The sequence below is a fragment of the Arthrobacter sp. ATA002 genome (genome assembly GCF_026898095.1).
Classification (GTDB): domain Bacteria; phylum Actinomycetota; class Actinomycetes; order Actinomycetales; family Micrococcaceae; genus Arthrobacter_B.
Window position 1 is genome coordinate 2,357,386 of sequence record NZ_CP114015.1, and the last position, 15,602, is coordinate 2,372,987.

Sequence of the window (15,602 nt, forward strand, 5' to 3'; positions counted from 1 at the left end):
GAGGACCCTGTGTCCAAAGGCGATATCGAGACCTACCACGAGAACGGCACCTGGCAGTCCAAGCGCGAATCCACCGGCGGCGCCTGTTCGGGCAGGCCGGCACCAAGGAAGAAGCCGTACGCATGGGCCGCGCCGCCGCCCGGCAGGACAAGGACGAACACATCATCCGCAACCTGGACGGAACCATTGCCGAGAAGAACAGCTACGGGCACGACCCGCGGAGCATCCCCGGTTAAAGCCGTGCAGCTGTTCCACCCGGGCAGGTGTGCGCATAGCAACGCCTGATGCGCATACCCGACTGTTGTCCCGACCCGTCATTGACTCCAGGCTCCGGGGAGGGCCGTGAAAACCATTGCCGCATCCGGTACGCTGCCGGCGGCCATGTGTACGGGCCTAAGCCGAAGGGTTACCGGGCCGGGCCCCTGCCAGGATGCTCACATCAGTGAGGACTGCCGGATGCAAAGATTGCTGTGGCCCGGCCGGCACGGCGCCGGTCCGGGAAGCTTACGTGCCGGCATCGATGACTTCCGCGGTGACGGGCACCGGCGCCGGCCCTGTATGGGTGAACAGGCTGTCATAGGCAGCGGTGATACACGGAAGCGTGTGGATTAAACCGAGGGAGGTTCTGCGCGGAGGGGTGTGCTGTGACCTGTCATGGCCTTGGTATGCGGTGCGGCTCTGAGCGGATGCTCGGGTGCTAATCCCGGAACGACGACGGCGGCTGCTGATGCTGCCTTGGCGTTCCATGAGGCAGTTGCCGCCCCTCCGATTACGGTGCGGCGCGTTCCATGCTCACCCCGGCGGTTGGAAAAGGTGGAGGACCAGGAGGAAGGCACCTGCCCCGCCCAACTGGCCAAAGAAGGTTTGGGCGGGGCAGGCACGGTTCTCTCCAGTAAGGCATACGGGCGTAACGCCCAGGTCCTCATGGACACCGATACCGTGTTCCTGACCCTCTCCGGGGGCAGGTGGAAGATCATGGGAGCCGGGTGCACGGCCTGTGGGGAGCGGCCCTACAACTGCAGTGTGGAAGGGGACTGACGTGCGGGGAAACAGCGGACTGTGGGCTTTCGTCCTATCCCTGGGCTTTATCGGTCTGGGTCTGGTGTACGTGATCCTGATCGGAGTGCTGGGCCGGTCAAAACACTGAAGGAAAACGGTTTGTTCACTATTTTTTTCGCCCTGTTTCTTCCGTCCCTGACCCGGGCAGGCTTTCTCAGGGGTTTACCTGTTCAATGAACAGCAGACAGCCTCCGGGCTTGAGAACATCAGTTTCTGGCAGTACGTGACGTCCTCAAGTTCCGCTGTGGACGTGTCCGAGAACTGGCAGTCCGAATTCCTGCAGTTCCTTCTGCTGATCCTGGCCCGGTGTGGTTCATGCAGAAAGGGCCCCCGGAGTCCAAGAAACCCGGCCGGCCGGACCTGGAATCGGATAAGGACCAGCTGGTCGGTGCCCATGCGCGGAAAAACTCACCGGCGTGGGTGCGTGCCGGCCGGTGGCGCACCGCAGTGTATTCAAACTCCTTGGCTTTAGTCTTGGGAACGGTTTTCCTGCCGTCCTGGCTGGCGCAGTCCATTGCAGGGTTCAGCGCTTACGCCGAAAAGCAGCTGGCCAACCTGCAGGACCCCGGCACCTGGGTCGGGTATGTGGGATCAGCGGACTTCTGGGGGCAGGACCCTGCAGAACTGGCAGTCTGAATTCCTCGCCGTGGCATCCATGGTCATCCTCAGCGTTTATCTGCGCCAGCACAGATCCCCTGAGTCCAAACCGGTCGGAGAACCACATGATGCCACCAACGTCGAAGGAAAAGACCCGCCGCTGCCGCCTCATCTGTGCCCCGCCCTCCCCTGCTCTGCCCTGGCTGGTTATAGGGGAAGGGCAGTAACTTCGCCGAAGGCGGCGGTGCCGCAGGCCTGGGGGAAAGGACAGCCATGAACACCAGCGGTGAACCGCTCATTGACAATCTGAAGGACCTGGAACATTCGGTCATAGCGGAGAAGGACGTGTATCTGCGCTACTCCAGGGGATACGCAGCAGACAGAGGTTCAGGAAGCCTGGACGGGGAAAGCGGACTGCGGCTCCCGGGCCTGTCCCGTGAACCCGCTCACACCTGAACCCTGGTGGACAAGACCCCTGAGGCACTAGCTGGCCCGGCAGATATCCCACTACATGCACCTGAATGAAGAGCAGGACCGGTACGCCTGGGCCCTGACCGGCACCTGTCTTGGCCGGGGCCGGACTGTGAATCCCTCCTGGCCGGTGTGCGTCCGCTGGGACGGCTGAGCGACACCCTTTTGAATGAAGCTGAACACTTGTACGAAGAGCACTTCACTCCGGGCCGCACCCCCTAAAAACCCGCCGCCCCGCATTTTCCGGCGAACTATCCCATACCCGGGCTTCCCTGGGGGAAGCTCTCGTTCGCACCGGCTTTGGCCCCGCCTCCGTTTGCCTTGTTCCTTTTAAATACCCTGCTCCTCGTAAGTAATTTCTTACTGCAGTGAATAATATGCTTAGCTGTTTTACTAGGGGACGACGATGATCCCGGCCGGCAGCGGCGGGTTCTCAGGCGCTCCCGCATTGACGTGGCAGGGAAGGGAACGTGGCAGGCATGTTCGAGGTATGTGCCGATAGTCAGGAAAAATTCAGCTTCCGGCTCACCGATGATGACGGCCAGACCCTTGCGACAAGCGGACCCTACGCTGATAAACAAACAGCAGCCCAAGGCATCGAAGGGGTGCGTGAGGGCGCTTCCACCGCTCATATTGCAGACCTGACGTAAGAGCAAGCAGTGTGCCGGCAAGGGCCATGGCCTTCACCCCTTGCGTCCGGAGGGCCGGTGTCAGCGTCACTTCCTGTCATCTGGTGTTCCTTCCCTGCTGACAGGTCATCAGGCCGGCGGGAAAAGGATGGCGACAGCTGTCAGGACAACCCCGGCCAGGACGCCCAGCACTATAAGCGCTGATTCTGCGATGGTGAACAGTGTTCCCGAATGCAGGAAGCTGTCGATTCGTGAACGTTGCGGACCACCGCCGGCGGCTGGCAAACGGGCTGAACGACCCGGGCGGTAATCTGGGTTCCTTTGTACCGGATTCTGTTCCTAGTTTCTCCGTTGTCTCTGGTGGTGGCGAACCGGTAAACGGTGCCTGCCTGCCCTGTGCCCGACGTGCAGGTTCCCGGGAGGGATTTCTTCGCCTCGTTCCACGACGGCACTGATTCCCAGTGGTTCCGGCTGGAGCATCCCGTCGCCGGCCGGTATCGGCGAATAAGCCCGGACAGGAAATATCGGCACCAGGAAATAAGGTGTCAGGAAATAACAAGGGCGGGCCATGCGCCGGGATGATCCGCCGGGACCGGAGCATTGGCGCAGCCTGTCCGCAATTACCCTTGCCGGAGGCCTCTAATGCTCAGAGCCGGCGGCGTTCACGGTGTCGCGGGCGGTGGCGAGCATCTCGGTTCTGCCAATGCCGTGCTCCGGACCCCAATAAGTTCTAATCCGTTGTTCCAACTCGTCTGCGGTGTGCTCCTGATCCAATGCGGCCGCAGCCGGAGCGACTTCACGCACCGCCCGCACAACGGCCTCGAACAGGGTGTGACAGGGTATGGTTTCGGACATCTTCGGCCCCTCTCATAAGACTGCGCCGGGGTTCCGGGGCGGCCATGGGAACCGGTACCTTCGGCTTTAATGAAACTCCCGGAGGCCTCTACGGGGTGCTCTCTTCTTCCCCCGCTGCCTGTGAAACACCAGCTGTTCCGACCCTAGCAGAGACCACCGGCACGATGATAAGGGAACTTATTACATTTTGCTTTCTCTTGGATTCGTCCCTACGGTGGGTTGTGTAGTTGTCGATACGAAGACGAAATGAAGGAGAGAGTGATGGCTGACCAGAACAATCCCGGACAGTTCGGAAACCGCAGCGACACTGAGGAGCAGGCCTCCAAGGGCGGGCAGGCCAGCACCGGCAGTTTCGGCAGCGACAATGCTGCCGATGCCAGTGAGGCCGGCCGCAAGGGCGCCCAGGCGCAGCCCACCGAGGCCAAGGCTCAAGGCGGAGAAAACAGCCACAACGGCAGCTAGTACCCGCTAAAAGAGAACGGAGAGGAGACTTTACCTCCTCTCCGTTCTTTTTAAAGTGCGGGGCTCCAAAAGTCTGATTCTTGGGCCCGGGTCTTTAGTATGGTTCTTCGGACGGACGTTTCTGCCGGAGGAAGCCCGGCACCTGCTTTCGGGCCAGCCCCTGGTGCCGGGGCCCGGGAACCGCGCAATTTCCACTACGCGTAGATACGTGCACTGACAGGAGTCTGGGATGGAATCCTCCAACACACTTCCCCGGGCCACGGTGCGGGAGACAGCGGCTTTTCTGGTCGAGGTGTTCCTGCCCACCGTGGCCAAGGGTCCGATTATCCGCCGTCCCCGGGCGGTGGCTCTGGCCGGGCGCCTGGGCCTGGATGAGCGGGCGGTGCGCAGGGTTAAAAGCTCGCCGGCAAATACCAGGCCGGCCCGCTGCTGCTGCGCCTGCCCGTGCGCAGACAGGCAGTAATCCTGCAGCCCGACCAGCTGCACTACGTCCTGGAGAATTCCCCGGATCCCTTCTCTCCGGCAAGCAGCGAAAAGAAGGCCGCGCTGAATCACTTCGAGCCCCGGAATGTCCTGATTTCACAGGGCAGGGAACGCACCGTACGAAGGGCCCTGCAGGAACAGGTCCTGGATACGCACAGCCCCGTTCACCGCCTTGCTTCCTCCTTCCTTCCGGTCATAGACCAGGAAACGGCCCAGCTGCTGGAGGACATTGAGCGCACAGGCAGAGCTGTCGGGAACACGCTTGCCTGGGAGGACTTCATTAGTGCCTGGTACCGGATTGTGCGCCGTACCGTGTTTGGGGATCATGCCCGCGATGATGAAGAACTCACGCACATGATCACCGAACTGCGCCGGGACGGGAACTGGTCCTTCCTCAAGCCCCCTCACCGCAGGCTCCGGGCACGGTTCCTGCAGCGGGTCCGGGACAGCATGGATACCGCCGGTCCGGGCAGCCTGGCACACACCCTGAGGAACCTGCCAGAACACAAGGACGCTGCCCCGGTTGAGCAGATACCGCAGTGGCTGTTCGCCTTTGACCCTGCGGGCATGGCAGCGTTCAGGACCCTCGCGCTGCTGTCCACCCATCCTGAGCAGCAGGCCCGGGCAGTGGCGGAAATCCGGGAAGACACCACCGGAGGTCAGCAGCTGCCGTACCTGCGCGCCTGCGTCCTGGAATCCCTGCGGCTATGGTCCACCACACCCATGATCCTGCGCCAAAGCACCCGGGAAGTGCACTGGCCAGACGGGACCATGCCGGGCAACTGCGGTGTACTGATCTACACCCCGTATTTCCATCGTGATGAGGACAACCTTCCGCACGCACACGCTTTCCGGCCAGAACGCTGGCTGGCAGACGCCGAGGATACTGACTGGCCGATGGTGCCCTTCAGTGAAGGCCCGGTCATCTGCCCGGGACGCCAGCTCGTACTGATGATGACCAGCGCCATGCTCGCATCCCTGCTGGAAAACAGAACCTTCACCCTGGCCTCCAGCCAGCACCTGTCCCCGAAGGCGCTTCTGCCCGGCACCCTGGACCACTTCTCTCTACGGTTCACCATCCACGACCAGGACCAGGGCGCACCCCATACCTAGGACGGCGCCGGGGCCTCCCGTGCTGTGCGTTGCTGCCCGGACCGGACCCGCAGTGCCGGATTGGTCGACGGGATGGGTAGGCTCGAATCATGAGCATCAACCACCAGGATGCCTGTGTTGCCGCCGGGCTTCAGCATCATCCAGGCAGGTACGGCCGGTACTGCTGCCGGGGGCGGTGCGGGCCTGACCTACTATGGTTCACATGCGGCGGCACCGCCGTATGACCCAAACGGAAGGGGCATCAGATGAAGGCAGTGGTCTGGCACGGCATTGGAGATATCCGTCTTGACGAGGTTGACCAACCAACCATTCAGGACCCGCACGATGCGGTCGTGCGCATCACCGGCAGCGCGATCTGCGGCACGGACCTGCACTTCATCCGCGGGACCATGGCACCAATGCAGGAAGGTACGATCCTTGGCCACGAAGCTGTCGGTGTCATCACCGAGGTAGGCGATAAGGTACGCGGCTTCAGTCCCGGGGACCGTGTCCTTGTTAACAGCACTATCTCCTGCGGAGCGTGCCGTCACTGTCGGATGGGCCAAACAGCGCAGTGCGATATCTCCAACCCCCGCGGTCCCGAGGCCGGAACCAGCTTCTTCGGCGGCCCTGAATCCACCGGCCCCGTCAATGGGCTTCAGGCCGAGTATGCGCGTATCCCCTGGGCGCAGGGCACCCTGCATCCGTTGCCGGAGAACGTCAGCGATGAGCAGGCCATCCTGCTCAGCGATATCTTCCCCACCGCGTGGTTCGGTGCCGAACTCGCCGGCATCACCCGCGGAGATACTGTGGCGGTGTTCGGTGCCGGGGTTGTCGGGCAGTTCGCCATCGCCTCCGCCTTCAAGCAGGGGGCCAGCCGTGTCATCTGCGTGGACGGCATCGAATCCCGCCTCGCCCAGGCACGCACGCAGAACGCGGAGATTGTGAACTTCAATGAGGAAGATCCGGTTGCTGTCATTAAGGACCTGACCAACGGGTTCGGGGTTGACGCCGTTATTGACGCCGTCGGAGTTGATGCCCAGCACCCCTCCCGCGGGCCGGCCGCGCCGTCGGCGGAGGAGAAGGCCGGGTTTGAGTCCGAGGTGGCCCAGGTGGCACCGGATGCCGATCCGCAGGGCGGCACATGGGTTCCCGGGGACGGCCCGTCCCAGGCTTCGCGCTGGGCAGTGCAGGCTGTTGCCAAGTACGGCCGCATCGGCATCATCGGCGTCTACCCGCCCTCATTCCAGACCTATCCCATGGGTGAGGCCATGAATAAGAACCTCACTATCCGTATGGGTAACTGTGATCATCACTCTGTCACCCCGGCGCTGATCGACATGGTCGCCGCGGGCCAGTTCGATCCGACCGCACTGATTACCCAACACGAGAACATCACCTCAGCCATCCACGCCTACGAGGCCTTCGACCGGCGGGAACCGGGCTGGACGAAAGTCGAACTGAGCATGCCCTGACTGTTCATTCCATGCTGGCTGCCTGAAGACTATGTCCTAGCGAAGCGGCTAGCCTCATGTACCGGTATAGCGCCTAACCGGTCACCTTCAAAGACGCCCAGGGCCCGACCGTGCGACTTTGGAGGAGATGGTCGCGAACCGCCGCGCTGTGGTGCGAATGGAAGTTGCCTTCAGCCCCGCGGCTGACGCCGATCTGCTCGCCCTATTTGGAGGGGAACGACGAAGTGCCCATGTTCGGCGGGCCGTCGCTGCCAACCCGAACACGCCCGTAGCAGTATTGCGCTCACTTGCCGACGACAAAGACGACCAAGTTCGCCAGGCAGCCGCCTTCAATGGTGCAACCCCGGGGACTCTCCTCGCAAAGCTAGCCGGCCGCAGTATCGACCTCGCTGTCCTCATTACCATGAATCCTGACGTCCCCAACACCGTCCTCAACCCTCTTGCCCAAGATAGCAATCCGATCATCCGTTCTGTCTCCACCGGCCACCGGCAAGCTCGCATATCCCTATCAGGAGAAACACCCTGAGCACCAGTGTGTGGCTGAAGGCACCCTTCCGGCCGACCTTAGTCGCATTCAACCGACTTCAGTTCCTCCAGCAGGGAACGGGAAGCGCCGATAACAGCGCTTCCGTCAACGATTCGGCCCGCCTAACGATCTGGTCTCACATGCCCAAGCAGTAGCCACCTCATTACTAAGTATGCTTATCATGAAAGCGAACAGCTTCACCGGTAACCGGTGATTGGACGCAAGAGACGGGTAGGAGCAATGTCTAATTCAGGCAACACCGTTAATAACTCCGGGCGCACCAATGTCCAGAAGGCGGCGATGATCTTTGGCGTCGTTTTCCTGCTGGTGGGCATTCTGGGATTCATTCCGGGGGCAACCACCAATTACGATGAGCTTTCCTTCGCCGGCCACCATTCAGAAGCAAAGCTCCTGGGCATCTTTCAGGTGTCCGCCTTGCACAACATAGTTCACCTTCTGTTCGGAATAGCCGGGCTTGCCTTCGCACGCTCCATCTCCGCAGCACGCGGATACCTCATTTGGGGCGGCGTGATCTACGCGCTGCTCCTGATCTACGGACTGTTTGTCGACCACGATTCCTCGGCCAACTTCGTTCCGCTGAATACTGCGGACAACTGGCTGCACGCTGTTCTGACCGTCACGATGATTGGCTCCGGCCTGGCGCTGACCAGGAATCACCGGGACACCGCAGCACGCGCCTGAACCACGCAACTCCCGCCGCATGTCCGGGTTCCCCAGCCCGGACGTGCGGCGGTTCCGTCTCAAGACAAGACCGGTCGCATGCAACCATGACTAGCGAGACGTAACTGATCCTTGCCCCATGGGTATCAGACGGGCCACTGGGACGACGGAATTCCAGCTACTGTTTACTGCAGCCGCCCCAGCGAATGACCGGCCGTTGAAAGACGCGCTTCAGTGTGGCCGCTCCGCTCCGGGCCCACAGCGCAGCGTCAGGTCGGCCGGCAAAGTCATACCGTGCGGAAAAGTACGCGCACGGGTCGCACCCACTCAAATACACAGTATCCCCAGTAATTCATCCCTGACCCACGAACCGTACACATCTTCCGTATGGGTTCTTTCACAGATCCTCGGTCCCGCTGATACCTTCCAGTGCGTTTCCGCTGCCGTATTTTGCGGTGCTGATGATGCTAATTTTCCCGTTGGTTTCCAGCACCACCGCTTTCACGTCGGAGAGGTCACCGGTGCCCTGCATACGGATGGCCTGGCGGAGTTCGGCTTCAGTAAGGCGGTTCCGACGCAAGGCGTCCTGATGTACGCGCCCGTTGGACAACAGCAGCGCCGGTTTGGCAGTGAGGGTGCCGCGGGCACCCGGCCACCTCACCGACAGCCAGGCCACGAGGAATTGCAGCGCAGCCAGAAGCACCAGGGCCGTAATGCCTTCGGAAAAGGAAACCTCGGAACTGAGCAGGATGGTGGCCAGGGTCGAGCCGAATGAAACCGTAACCACGAAATCAAAGGCGTTCAGTTGTGCCAGCGTGCGCTTGCCGGACATGCGCAGCACCACAATGAGTACAACGTATGCTGCCGCTCCCACCAGAACGATGCGCAGCAGGTCATCCAGGGAGTCAAACCACATGTGCGGTTGCCTTTCTGCTTGGTCCCGCCGGCCAGGTGCAGCGGATGAGGGATTTATCGGACTCTACTGCCTATCTCGGCCGCGTGCCGCTGCGGTCACTCACTGATCGGTACTCTCCCCACACAGTGTGCCGACCCTGCCTCATATACATGGGATTTAGGGTGGGATACATAGGGGTGTCCGCTTGCACTCGGACCGGATCCGGGAGATGGTCAGGCTATGAGCCAGACAGCATCTCCGGGCATCCGTGCCTACCGCGAGTCCATCAACCTTGAGGTTGCTCCCCTGGTGGCGGAGCTCCGTGACATGCTCGGCGCCAGACTTGTTGCCTACCTGGCAGGAGTCGGTGAAACCCGGGCGGTCCGCCAATGGGCTGAAGGCACCCGCAGGATGCCTTCCGAAACCGAAGCGCGCCTGCGGCTGGCCTATCACGTGGCAGGGATCATCCTGGAGTCAAACGGCCCCCGGATTGCTCAGACCTGGTTTCAGGGCATGAACCCGCAACTGGAGGACCGCTCCCCGCGCGCATAATCCGGGAAACCCACCCGGATCAGTCCGGTCCTGAAGTTCTGGCCGCGGCCCGCGCGTTCGCCCGTCTGGGATGAAATTCGCAGACTTGGATCAGCGCGTCTGACGTGTGGGATTCCTACCCCAGCCCTGGGAATGGTCAGGCTGGCGGTGGGCCGGCCCGGACGGACGGTTCAACGGCCGGTGGGATCCGCTCGATCATGGCCTCTACCGCACGATCTACGCGGCAGACTCACTCCTGGCGTGCCTGGTGGAGCTCCTGGCACCTCACCGGCCCGACCCTTACCTCGTGGCAGAGATCGATGACATCGTTGAAGATGACTCCGATGCGGAGCAGTTCCCCAGCGCACGTCCCGGGGAACTGGACATTGACCAGTGGCTGGCGAACCGGGTTGCCGGCACAGCTCATCTGACGGGCCTGTTTGTTGATATCACCGCCGCCGAGACAGTCGCGGCCCTGTATCCGCTGTTCAAGGGCAAGGCTTTGGCCTACAACTTGAAGGACTTCGACGCCGCTGCCCTGAAGAACGCAGAAAACCGGCTGCTCACCCAGGAAGTTTCACAGTTCCTGTGGACCCGGAAAAAATTCTGACGGCACTGATTTTTGCGACGGGATCCAATTCCGTTCCAGACATGGTGATGATCTGCTGCTCTGGGCCGTCTATGAGCGCGACACCGACGGACAAACCAGTGCGCACATCACCGGCATCGAACTCGCGGACCTCAGCTCCAACACCCCCGAACTCCGTGCTGCCCTATCCCTGCTGGGGCTCTCCTCCCGCTGAACGGAAGGAGCAATCGGCGGCACCCGGAGTGAATCTCCGGCTTGGGCGTTACGTACCTGCGGAGCTCAGGAATGCGTTGCCCGCTGGTATCTACGGTTGCTTACTATTTGCCAGAATCTAAAATGCAGAGAGACTCTCGACATGGTTGTAGCAGCGATCAGAGTTAGTACTGTCCCCAAGAACACCGCCGCCGCCCACGCTTGACCCCTTGAAAGCTGAGACGCCATGGACAACGAAAGCCACGTCCGCCATTTCCTCACCGAGTGCACCGTGCGGGATCTCGATGACAGTGAAGTCCTGCCCGTCGCGGACCTCTACGGCATGTACATCATCTGGTGCGAGCAGCACGACACAGCCCCGCTGGCCGTCCAGGTCTTCTCGCAGATGATGCGGCAGGAGGGAATCGAGGCAGGGGTGCTGCGCAAGGAAAAGTCGTCAAGGGAGTAATGGCCACCGGTGCCATTCCCATCCAGTACATCCTCGAGACCGATAAAGCTCCGGGACCCAACAGCACATTAGGATTCCCCCAGCTCTGAACCTCACCTCGGGCAACACCGGATCAGCCTGCCCCCGCCCCTTGAGGAGCGGCCCCGTGGAGGTAGAGAGTAGTGAATGTGCAACCAGTTCATAACCCTGCATCCTCCAAGTCCCAGTCCGGCGGATCAGCGTCCGGGGCCGGAAAGGCACGCCCGCCGGAATACCGGCTGGTCTCCACTGACCAGGTGGGAACCGCCGGAACCGGTTCCGGCACCAGTGAACCGCACCGGCGCTGCAACACTCTGGTCGCGGCGGTGAAACAAGCCGCGCAGGACATGTCAGGAAAGAAAACGCTCATCGACGTCGAGCACGTCGCACGCCAGCTGGAAGAGCGAATCCAATATTATTGGGGCGCAGATCATGGCATTGGCACCGATGAGCTGCGGGCAACTGCCCGGGACATCATTTCCTCCCGGCCGATAACGGGCCGGCACGCTTGAACTGGCCCGCCCCTGCCAGCCGCTTCCGGGCGTTATGGCCGGCACGTGGTTGCAGCCGGTGATTGGGAGTGCTCGATATGGCCAGTTACGACGATTCGAACAAGGCGATAGTAGGCCGACAAGCGTGAGGATGCTTCCCGCGCTTCGGCCTCTGCTGATACCCAGGCCGTGGCTTATCAGCGTGCTCGATTTGATCAGCCGCAGCGGTGAACTGAAGCTTCATGGTGAAGATGGCACTATCCGTGAGAAGGCCGCCGTCGCCCCCGCGGTCGACCCCAGAAGCACTAAGGCGGGCCCGACCACCTGTTGGCGAAGTCCCTGACAGCGTCCGGGCCCGCACAATATCCGGACCTAAGCATGCGGGGAGCACCTGTTCAGCTTCAAGATGATGTGCCAGGTCTGTGGCGGGCTACGCATCCCATGCGGACACAGAAGGCAGTCAAACAAGTGTCCGGGGATTTCACTGCCGTATGGTGTCCCGCCCTCCTAAGCAGATAGATCCTAAAACAGCCCGCTTAGGCAGGTCTTCCTGTCCGATAGCGGCGAGCCCGTTGCCGCTGTTACCGACTTTGCCGGGGTCATCTGACACGTTTCTTGGAAGGTCGGCCTTCCAGATCGTGGTTCCAGGAACGTGCGTATAACCCAAGCGCGGCCTCATCCGTGACGGAAATGCCAAACCGGTTCAGTAAGCCGCGGCTTTCCATCATGACCAGCTGCTGCACTGCGGCTCACCCCTGTCCTGTCTGCCCGGTAAAGGTACATATCGGTGGCCCGCGCCCAGCGCTTGCGCCAGAGATCAACAGAGGGCTCCGAGGCCACGGCCGCCATGAGCCGATGTGCTGGAATAATCCTCGAATCCAGCTGGTGCGTCAGTTTCCTGCGCGCTTCTTCCCCGCGTGAACCTAAAGAAGCGGTGCAGCTAAGCAGGTGTGTGTCCCAAAAAATATCCCAGGTCACTGTCCTGCGGTCCGGCCATATCGATGACCGGGGCCCCAACCAGTGAGAACATCACGGAGTGACCGACGAGACTTCGCTAGAACTGCCGCCCCTGTATGAGTCCCTGACCTGGCTCACCCCAATTTCCGAGGAACGCGCCGGCCACCTTGTGGCATTCTTGTCCGACCCGGCGCCGGCTGAGGTTCTGGACATGGGGTGTGGATGGGGTGAACTGCTGCTTCGGGTTTTGACGTCGGCCCCGCAGGCACGTGGACGCGGAGTGGACAGTGCTCCCGCGTCCATCGACCGGGCGAGGCAACAGGCATTGACCCGTGGGCTGCTCAACAGAGCGACGTTTGATGCGATGCCCGGGGCAGAAACGCAGGCCCGCCCCGCAGACGCCGTCATCTGCATCGGCGCGAGCCAGATCTGGGGGCCGCCGGTAGAGGACGCGCAGCCGCTCGACTACGGCGCAGCCCTGCGCGCTCTTCGAGCCCTGGTGCTCCCCGGCGGCCGACTCGTTTACGGCGAGGCGATCTGGTCGGCGACACCTCATCCGGCTGCTACGGCCCCTCTGGCTGGACGTGATGACGAGTACCTGAGCGCAGATGCGTTACGCGAGCAGATCCGCGCCGCTGGTTTCGAGGTGGTGGACGACGACCTTGCGAGCGTTCAGGAGTGGGACGTCTTCGAGGCCGGATATCGCGACAGGTTTACCCGTTGGCTTGAAGCACACGACGCTCACCATCCCGCCGCAGGGCAGGTCCGTCGGCAATACGAGGATCAGCGCGCTGCATATGAAGAGGGCTATCGAGGCGTACTCGGGATGGCGTATTTCTGCCTCAGGGGGTAGGGGTCATGTGAACCGACGTTTCCCCCGTTTGATCACGACTTCCTCCCGACATGGCCCGCAGTGCTTCATCGCGGCTCGCCCGGGGGGCTACTCCATCGTCACTCCGCTCAGCCGGGCCACGGCTTCCGGGTCCCGGTGGTCAAAAAACAACGAACGGCCGGTGTCCAGATCAGCGATTGAGGCCATTTCCTGGGGGCTGAGCTCGAAGTCGAACACGTTCATGTTTTCCGCCATCCGGTCCGGCCGTACCGACTTGGGGATCACGACGACGCCGCGCTGGATCAGCCAGCGGAGCACCACCTGCGCAATCGACTTTCCGTGCGCGCCGGCGATGTCGGTCAACGTCGGATCGGAAAAGAGGTTGTTCTTGCCCTCCGCGAACGGCGCCCAGGACTCGTGCCGAACGCCGCGGTCACTCATTAACTGGCTCTCGACCGCCCGCTGGTAGAAGGGGTTGGTCTCGATTTGGTTGACCGCAGGTACGACCTCGTTGTGAATGATCAGGTCCACGAGCCGGTCGGAGGTGAAATTGGAAACCCCGATGGCCCGCGTGCCGCCGTCGTTGTAGAGCTTCTCCATGACCCGCCACTCACCGTAGACATCCCCAAAGGGCTGGTGGATTAGGTACAGGTCCACGTATTCCATGCCCAGGTTTTGCAGGGAGGCGTCAAACGCGCGCTGGGTGGCTGCCTCGCCATTGTCCTGGATCCAGAGTTTGGTGGTGATGAACAATTCGTTGCGCGGGATGCCGCTCTTTTGCACAGCACGGCCCACTGCATCCTCGTTTTGGTACGCGGCGGCGGTGTCGAGGGAGCGGTAGCCCGCAGCCAGGGCGTTGCTTACCGCTTCTTCGGTTCGATCCGGTGGAACCTGGTACACGCCAAATCCCAGGATCGGCATTTCAACGCCGTTGTTCAGGGTGACATACTCCATGTGATTTCCTTTCGGTCCCTTCGACACTACAAGCGGGGGTCCGGACGGCGGGAGGGGCGCGGCCCGGTTACGCCCGCACCCCGCAAAATAACCGGCGGTGAGATGATTCCTCTGAAGGTGCGCACCGGCCGGCGCGGACCCGTCCCAGGCACATCCCGGTTCGGACCGGGGAACGGAGAAACCATGCCCCAGTCCTTCCTTTCCGCCCCCGGCACGCACAGCGGCACATCCATCGGTGCCCACGCCGGCACCGCACCCGGCACGGCCGCGGCAGCCGGCAGTCCGCGCCGGGCCCGGCTCGCCGCCGTCTACGCCGACGTCGTCCTCGACAACCTGCGCCGCCCCTACCCGTATGCCTCCCACCATGTCCAAACGTCACCGGCGGACCGGCCGGACCCCCGGGAGCTGCACCCGGCTTTCCACACATCCTTCGACTGGCACTCCTGCGTTCACATGCACTGGCTGGGAGTGAGCCTGCTGGATTACGGGCTTGATGCCGGCCGTGACGCCGCGCTCCGCATGGAGCTGGAGGCCACCCTGACCGCAGAGAACCTGGCCACGGAAGGGGCCTACCTGCTGGCGAACCCCGGCTGGGAACGCCCCTACGGATGGGCCTGGCTGGTCCGTCTCGCGGATGCCGCATCGGCATCCTCCGATCCCCAGATCCGCCGCTGGGCCTCGGCCCTGGATCCGCTCGTGGATGCTGCAGCGCAGCTGGTGAGCGGCTGGACGGCACGGGTGGAGTATCCGGTGCGACACGGCGTGCACACCAATACGGCGTTCGGCGCGGGCATGCTGCACAATTCGTTCCGGTCCCTGGGCCGGTTCGAGGCTGCGGAAACGTGCGCTGCGGCAGCTCGGCGGTGGTTTAGCGGTGACACCGGCTGGGCCGCCGACTGGGAGCTGAGCGGCCAGGACTTCCTCTCCGCAGGCCTCAGCGAGGCGGATCTGATGGCCCGCATCCTGGAACCTGCCGCTTTCAGTGCATGGTTTGAGGCATTCCTGCCCGGCCTGACACCGGCATCGCGGATCCTGCAGCCGGTCTCGGTCCGGGACGAGACCGACGGCCACATGGTCCACCTGCACGGGCTGAACCTCTCGCGTGCCGGCCAGGCGGCCCGGATCATCAGCGTGCTCGACGGCGCCGGTGCACGCACCGCAAGCGCAGACGCCCTGGCGCAGGCCGTGGATCCGCTGCTCGCCGCCGGCCTGGACGCGGCGGTCAGCGCCGAGTTCATGTCCTCGCACTGGCTGGCCAGTTTCGCCTGGGACGCACTGGGAAGCAGGGACCTCCTTCAGGACACGGTCACCAACCCGGCACAGTAGAACCAGGAAGGGGACACA

19 protein-coding genes and 1 pseudogene are annotated in these 15,602 nt (G+C 62.4%); 17 read left to right on the top strand and 3 right to left on the bottom strand.

All coding sequences use genetic code 11. From position 1 onward, the window contains the following. Positions 1 to 122: 122 nt before the first annotated feature. From OL239_RS11665 to OL239_RS11680, 5 genes and pseudogenes are all read left to right on the top strand, one after another. On the top strand, positions 123 to 236 hold the full coding sequence (locus tag OL239_RS11665) for a hypothetical protein (protein ID WP_268909095.1): 114 nt from the start codon (positions 123 to 125) through the stop codon (positions 234 to 236). A 989-nt stretch (positions 237 to 1,225) separates the two neighbouring features. Continuing rightward, a pseudogene (locus OL239_RS11670) lies at positions 1,226 to 1,695 on the top strand (DUF6766 family protein). A 19-nt stretch (positions 1,696 to 1,714) separates the two neighbouring features. After that, complete coding sequence (locus tag OL239_RS19550) at positions 1,715 to 1,933, top strand: DUF6766 family protein (protein ID WP_329609207.1); 219 nt, start codon at positions 1,715 to 1,717, stop codon at positions 1,931 to 1,933. After that, positions 1,930 to 2,112, top strand: coding sequence for a DUF6098 family protein (locus tag OL239_RS11675; RefSeq protein ID WP_268909096.1), 183 nt, complete (start codon positions 1,930 to 1,932; stop codon positions 2,110 to 2,112). Before OL239_RS19550 ends, OL239_RS11675 begins: the two co-directional genes overlap by 4 nt. 494 nt (positions 2,113 to 2,606) lie before the next feature. After that, positions 2,607 to 2,777 carry a YegP family protein gene (locus tag OL239_RS11680; protein WP_268911749.1) on the top strand — a complete coding sequence of 57 codons (171 nt, stop codon included), beginning with the start codon at positions 2,607 to 2,609 and terminating at the stop codon, positions 2,775 to 2,777. Between the two features lie 618 nt (positions 2,778 to 3,395). Here OL239_RS11680 and OL239_RS11685 read toward each other — a convergent pair. Beyond that, positions 3,396 to 3,611, bottom strand: coding sequence for a hypothetical protein (locus OL239_RS11685; RefSeq protein ID WP_268909097.1), 216 nt, complete (start codon positions 3,609 to 3,611; stop codon positions 3,396 to 3,398). A gap of 261 nt (positions 3,612 to 3,872) precedes the next feature. Between OL239_RS11685 and OL239_RS11690 the strand changes: the two genes are divergently transcribed. The 6 genes from OL239_RS11690 (at position 3,873) to OL239_RS11710 (ending at position 8,351) form a co-directional block, all read left to right on the top strand. After that, the gene (locus OL239_RS11690) at positions 3,873 to 4,073 is read left to right on the top strand and encodes a stress protein (protein ID WP_268909098.1); all 201 of its coding nucleotides are present in this window, start codon (positions 3,873 to 3,875) and stop codon (positions 4,071 to 4,073) included. A 229-nt stretch (positions 4,074 to 4,302) separates the two neighbouring features. Then, entirely contained in the window at positions 4,303 to 4,536 is a 234-nt protein-coding gene (locus tag OL239_RS11695) for a hypothetical protein (protein WP_268909099.1), read from the top strand. After that, entirely contained in the window at positions 4,518 to 5,669 is a 1,152-nt protein-coding gene (locus OL239_RS11700; RefSeq protein ID WP_268909100.1) for a cytochrome P450, read from the top strand. Before OL239_RS11695 ends, OL239_RS11700 begins: the two co-directional genes overlap by 19 nt. A 245-nt stretch (positions 5,670 to 5,914) precedes the next feature. Beyond that, a complete protein-coding gene (locus OL239_RS11705) occupies positions 5,915 to 7,123 on the top strand; it encodes a zinc-dependent alcohol dehydrogenase (RefSeq protein ID WP_268909101.1) in 1,209 nt (402 codons plus the stop codon). A 157-nt stretch (positions 7,124 to 7,280) separates the two neighbouring features. After that, complete coding sequence (locus OL239_RS20200) at positions 7,281 to 7,649, top strand: hypothetical protein (protein ID WP_442864300.1); 369 nt, start codon at positions 7,281 to 7,283, stop codon at positions 7,647 to 7,649. Positions 7,650 to 7,889: 240 nt separating this feature from the next. After that, positions 7,890 to 8,351, top strand: coding sequence for a DUF4383 domain-containing protein (locus OL239_RS11710; RefSeq protein WP_268909102.1), 462 nt, complete (start codon positions 7,890 to 7,892; stop codon positions 8,349 to 8,351). 376 nt (positions 8,352 to 8,727) lie between these two features. Here OL239_RS11710 and OL239_RS11715 read toward each other — a convergent pair whose 3' ends face one another. Further along, positions 8,728 to 9,246 carry a DUF421 domain-containing protein gene (locus OL239_RS11715; RefSeq protein ID WP_268909103.1) on the bottom strand — a complete coding sequence of 173 codons (519 nt, stop codon included), beginning with the start codon at positions 9,244 to 9,246 and terminating at the stop codon, positions 8,728 to 8,730. A gap of 219 nt (positions 9,247 to 9,465) precedes the next feature. On the opposite strand from OL239_RS11715, the gene OL239_RS11720 reads away from it, so the two are divergent. The 5 genes from OL239_RS11720 (at position 9,466) to OL239_RS11740 (ending at position 13,325) form a co-directional block, all read left to right on the top strand. Beyond that, positions 9,466 to 9,777: a hypothetical protein gene (locus tag OL239_RS11720; protein WP_268909104.1), complete on the top strand. Its 312-nt coding sequence runs from the start codon at positions 9,466 to 9,468 to the stop codon at positions 9,775 to 9,777. Positions 9,778 to 9,883: 106 nt separating this feature from the next. Then, entirely contained in the window at positions 9,884 to 10,366 is a 483-nt protein-coding gene (locus OL239_RS11725; RefSeq protein ID WP_268909105.1) for a hypothetical protein, read from the top strand. 418 nt (positions 10,367 to 10,784) lie between these two features. Then, positions 10,785 to 11,006, top strand: a complete 222-nt coding sequence (locus tag OL239_RS11730) for a primase-like DNA-binding domain-containing protein (RefSeq protein WP_268909106.1) — start codon at positions 10,785 to 10,787, stop codon at positions 11,004 to 11,006. A gap of 161 nt (positions 11,007 to 11,167) precedes the next feature. Then, complete coding sequence (locus tag OL239_RS11735; RefSeq protein WP_268909107.1) at positions 11,168 to 11,536, top strand: hypothetical protein; 369 nt, start codon at positions 11,168 to 11,170, stop codon at positions 11,534 to 11,536. A gap of 1,015 nt (positions 11,537 to 12,551) precedes the next feature. Then, entirely contained in the window at positions 12,552 to 13,325 is a 774-nt protein-coding gene (locus OL239_RS11740; RefSeq protein WP_268909108.1) for an SAM-dependent methyltransferase, read from the top strand. 87 nt (positions 13,326 to 13,412) lie between these two features. On the opposite strand, the gene OL239_RS11745 is transcribed toward OL239_RS11740, so the two are convergent. Then, the gene (locus OL239_RS11745) at positions 13,413 to 14,258 is read right to left on the bottom strand and encodes an aldo/keto reductase (RefSeq protein WP_268909109.1); all 846 of its coding nucleotides are present in this window, start codon (positions 14,256 to 14,258) and stop codon (positions 13,413 to 13,415) included. 183 nt (positions 14,259 to 14,441) lie between these two features. On the opposite strand from OL239_RS11745, the gene OL239_RS11750 reads away from it, so the two are divergent. After that, positions 14,442 to 15,584, top strand: coding sequence for a DUF2891 family protein (locus OL239_RS11750; RefSeq protein ID WP_268909110.1), 1,143 nt, complete (start codon positions 14,442 to 14,444; stop codon positions 15,582 to 15,584). The last annotated feature ends 18 nt before the right edge of the window (positions 15,585 to 15,602 follow it).

Bases quoted from the DNA above. Each gene is read 5' to 3' on its own strand.
- OL239_RS11665 (WP_268909095.1), top strand. From the start codon at position 123: ATGGGCCGCGCCGCCGCCCGGCAGGACAAGGACGAACACATCATCCGC.
- OL239_RS19550 (WP_329609207.1), top strand. From the start codon at position 1,715: ATGGTCATCCTCAGCGTTTATCTGCGCCAGCACAGATCCCCTGAGTCC.
- OL239_RS11675 (WP_268909096.1), top strand. From the start codon at position 1,930: ATGAACACCAGCGGTGAACCGCTCATTGACAATCTGAAGGACCTGGAA.
- OL239_RS11680 (WP_268911749.1), top strand. From the start codon at position 2,607: ATGTTCGAGGTATGTGCCGATAGTCAGGAAAAATTCAGCTTCCGGCTC.
- OL239_RS11685 (WP_268909097.1), bottom strand. From the start codon at position 3,611: ATGTCCGAAACCATACCCTGTCACACCCTGTTCGAGGCCGTTGTGCGG.
- OL239_RS11690 (WP_268909098.1), top strand. From the start codon at position 3,873: ATGGCTGACCAGAACAATCCCGGACAGTTCGGAAACCGCAGCGACACT.
- OL239_RS11695 (WP_268909099.1), top strand. From the start codon at position 4,303: ATGGAATCCTCCAACACACTTCCCCGGGCCACGGTGCGGGAGACAGCG.
- OL239_RS11705 (WP_268909101.1), top strand. From the start codon at position 5,915: ATGAAGGCAGTGGTCTGGCACGGCATTGGAGATATCCGTCTTGACGAG.
- OL239_RS20200 (WP_442864300.1), top strand. From the start codon at position 7,281: ATGGAAGTTGCCTTCAGCCCCGCGGCTGACGCCGATCTGCTCGCCCTA.
- OL239_RS11710 (WP_268909102.1), top strand. From the start codon at position 7,890: ATGTCTAATTCAGGCAACACCGTTAATAACTCCGGGCGCACCAATGTC.
- OL239_RS11715 (WP_268909103.1), bottom strand. From the start codon at position 9,246: ATGTGGTTTGACTCCCTGGATGACCTGCTGCGCATCGTTCTGGTGGGA.
- OL239_RS11720 (WP_268909104.1), top strand. From the start codon at position 9,466: ATGAGCCAGACAGCATCTCCGGGCATCCGTGCCTACCGCGAGTCCATC.
- OL239_RS11730 (WP_268909106.1), top strand. From the start codon at position 10,785: ATGGACAACGAAAGCCACGTCCGCCATTTCCTCACCGAGTGCACCGTG.
- OL239_RS11745 (WP_268909109.1), bottom strand. From the start codon at position 14,258: ATGGAGTATGTCACCCTGAACAACGGCGTTGAAATGCCGATCCTGGGA.
- OL239_RS11750 (WP_268909110.1), top strand. From the start codon at position 14,442: ATGCCCCAGTCCTTCCTTTCCGCCCCCGGCACGCACAGCGGCACATCC.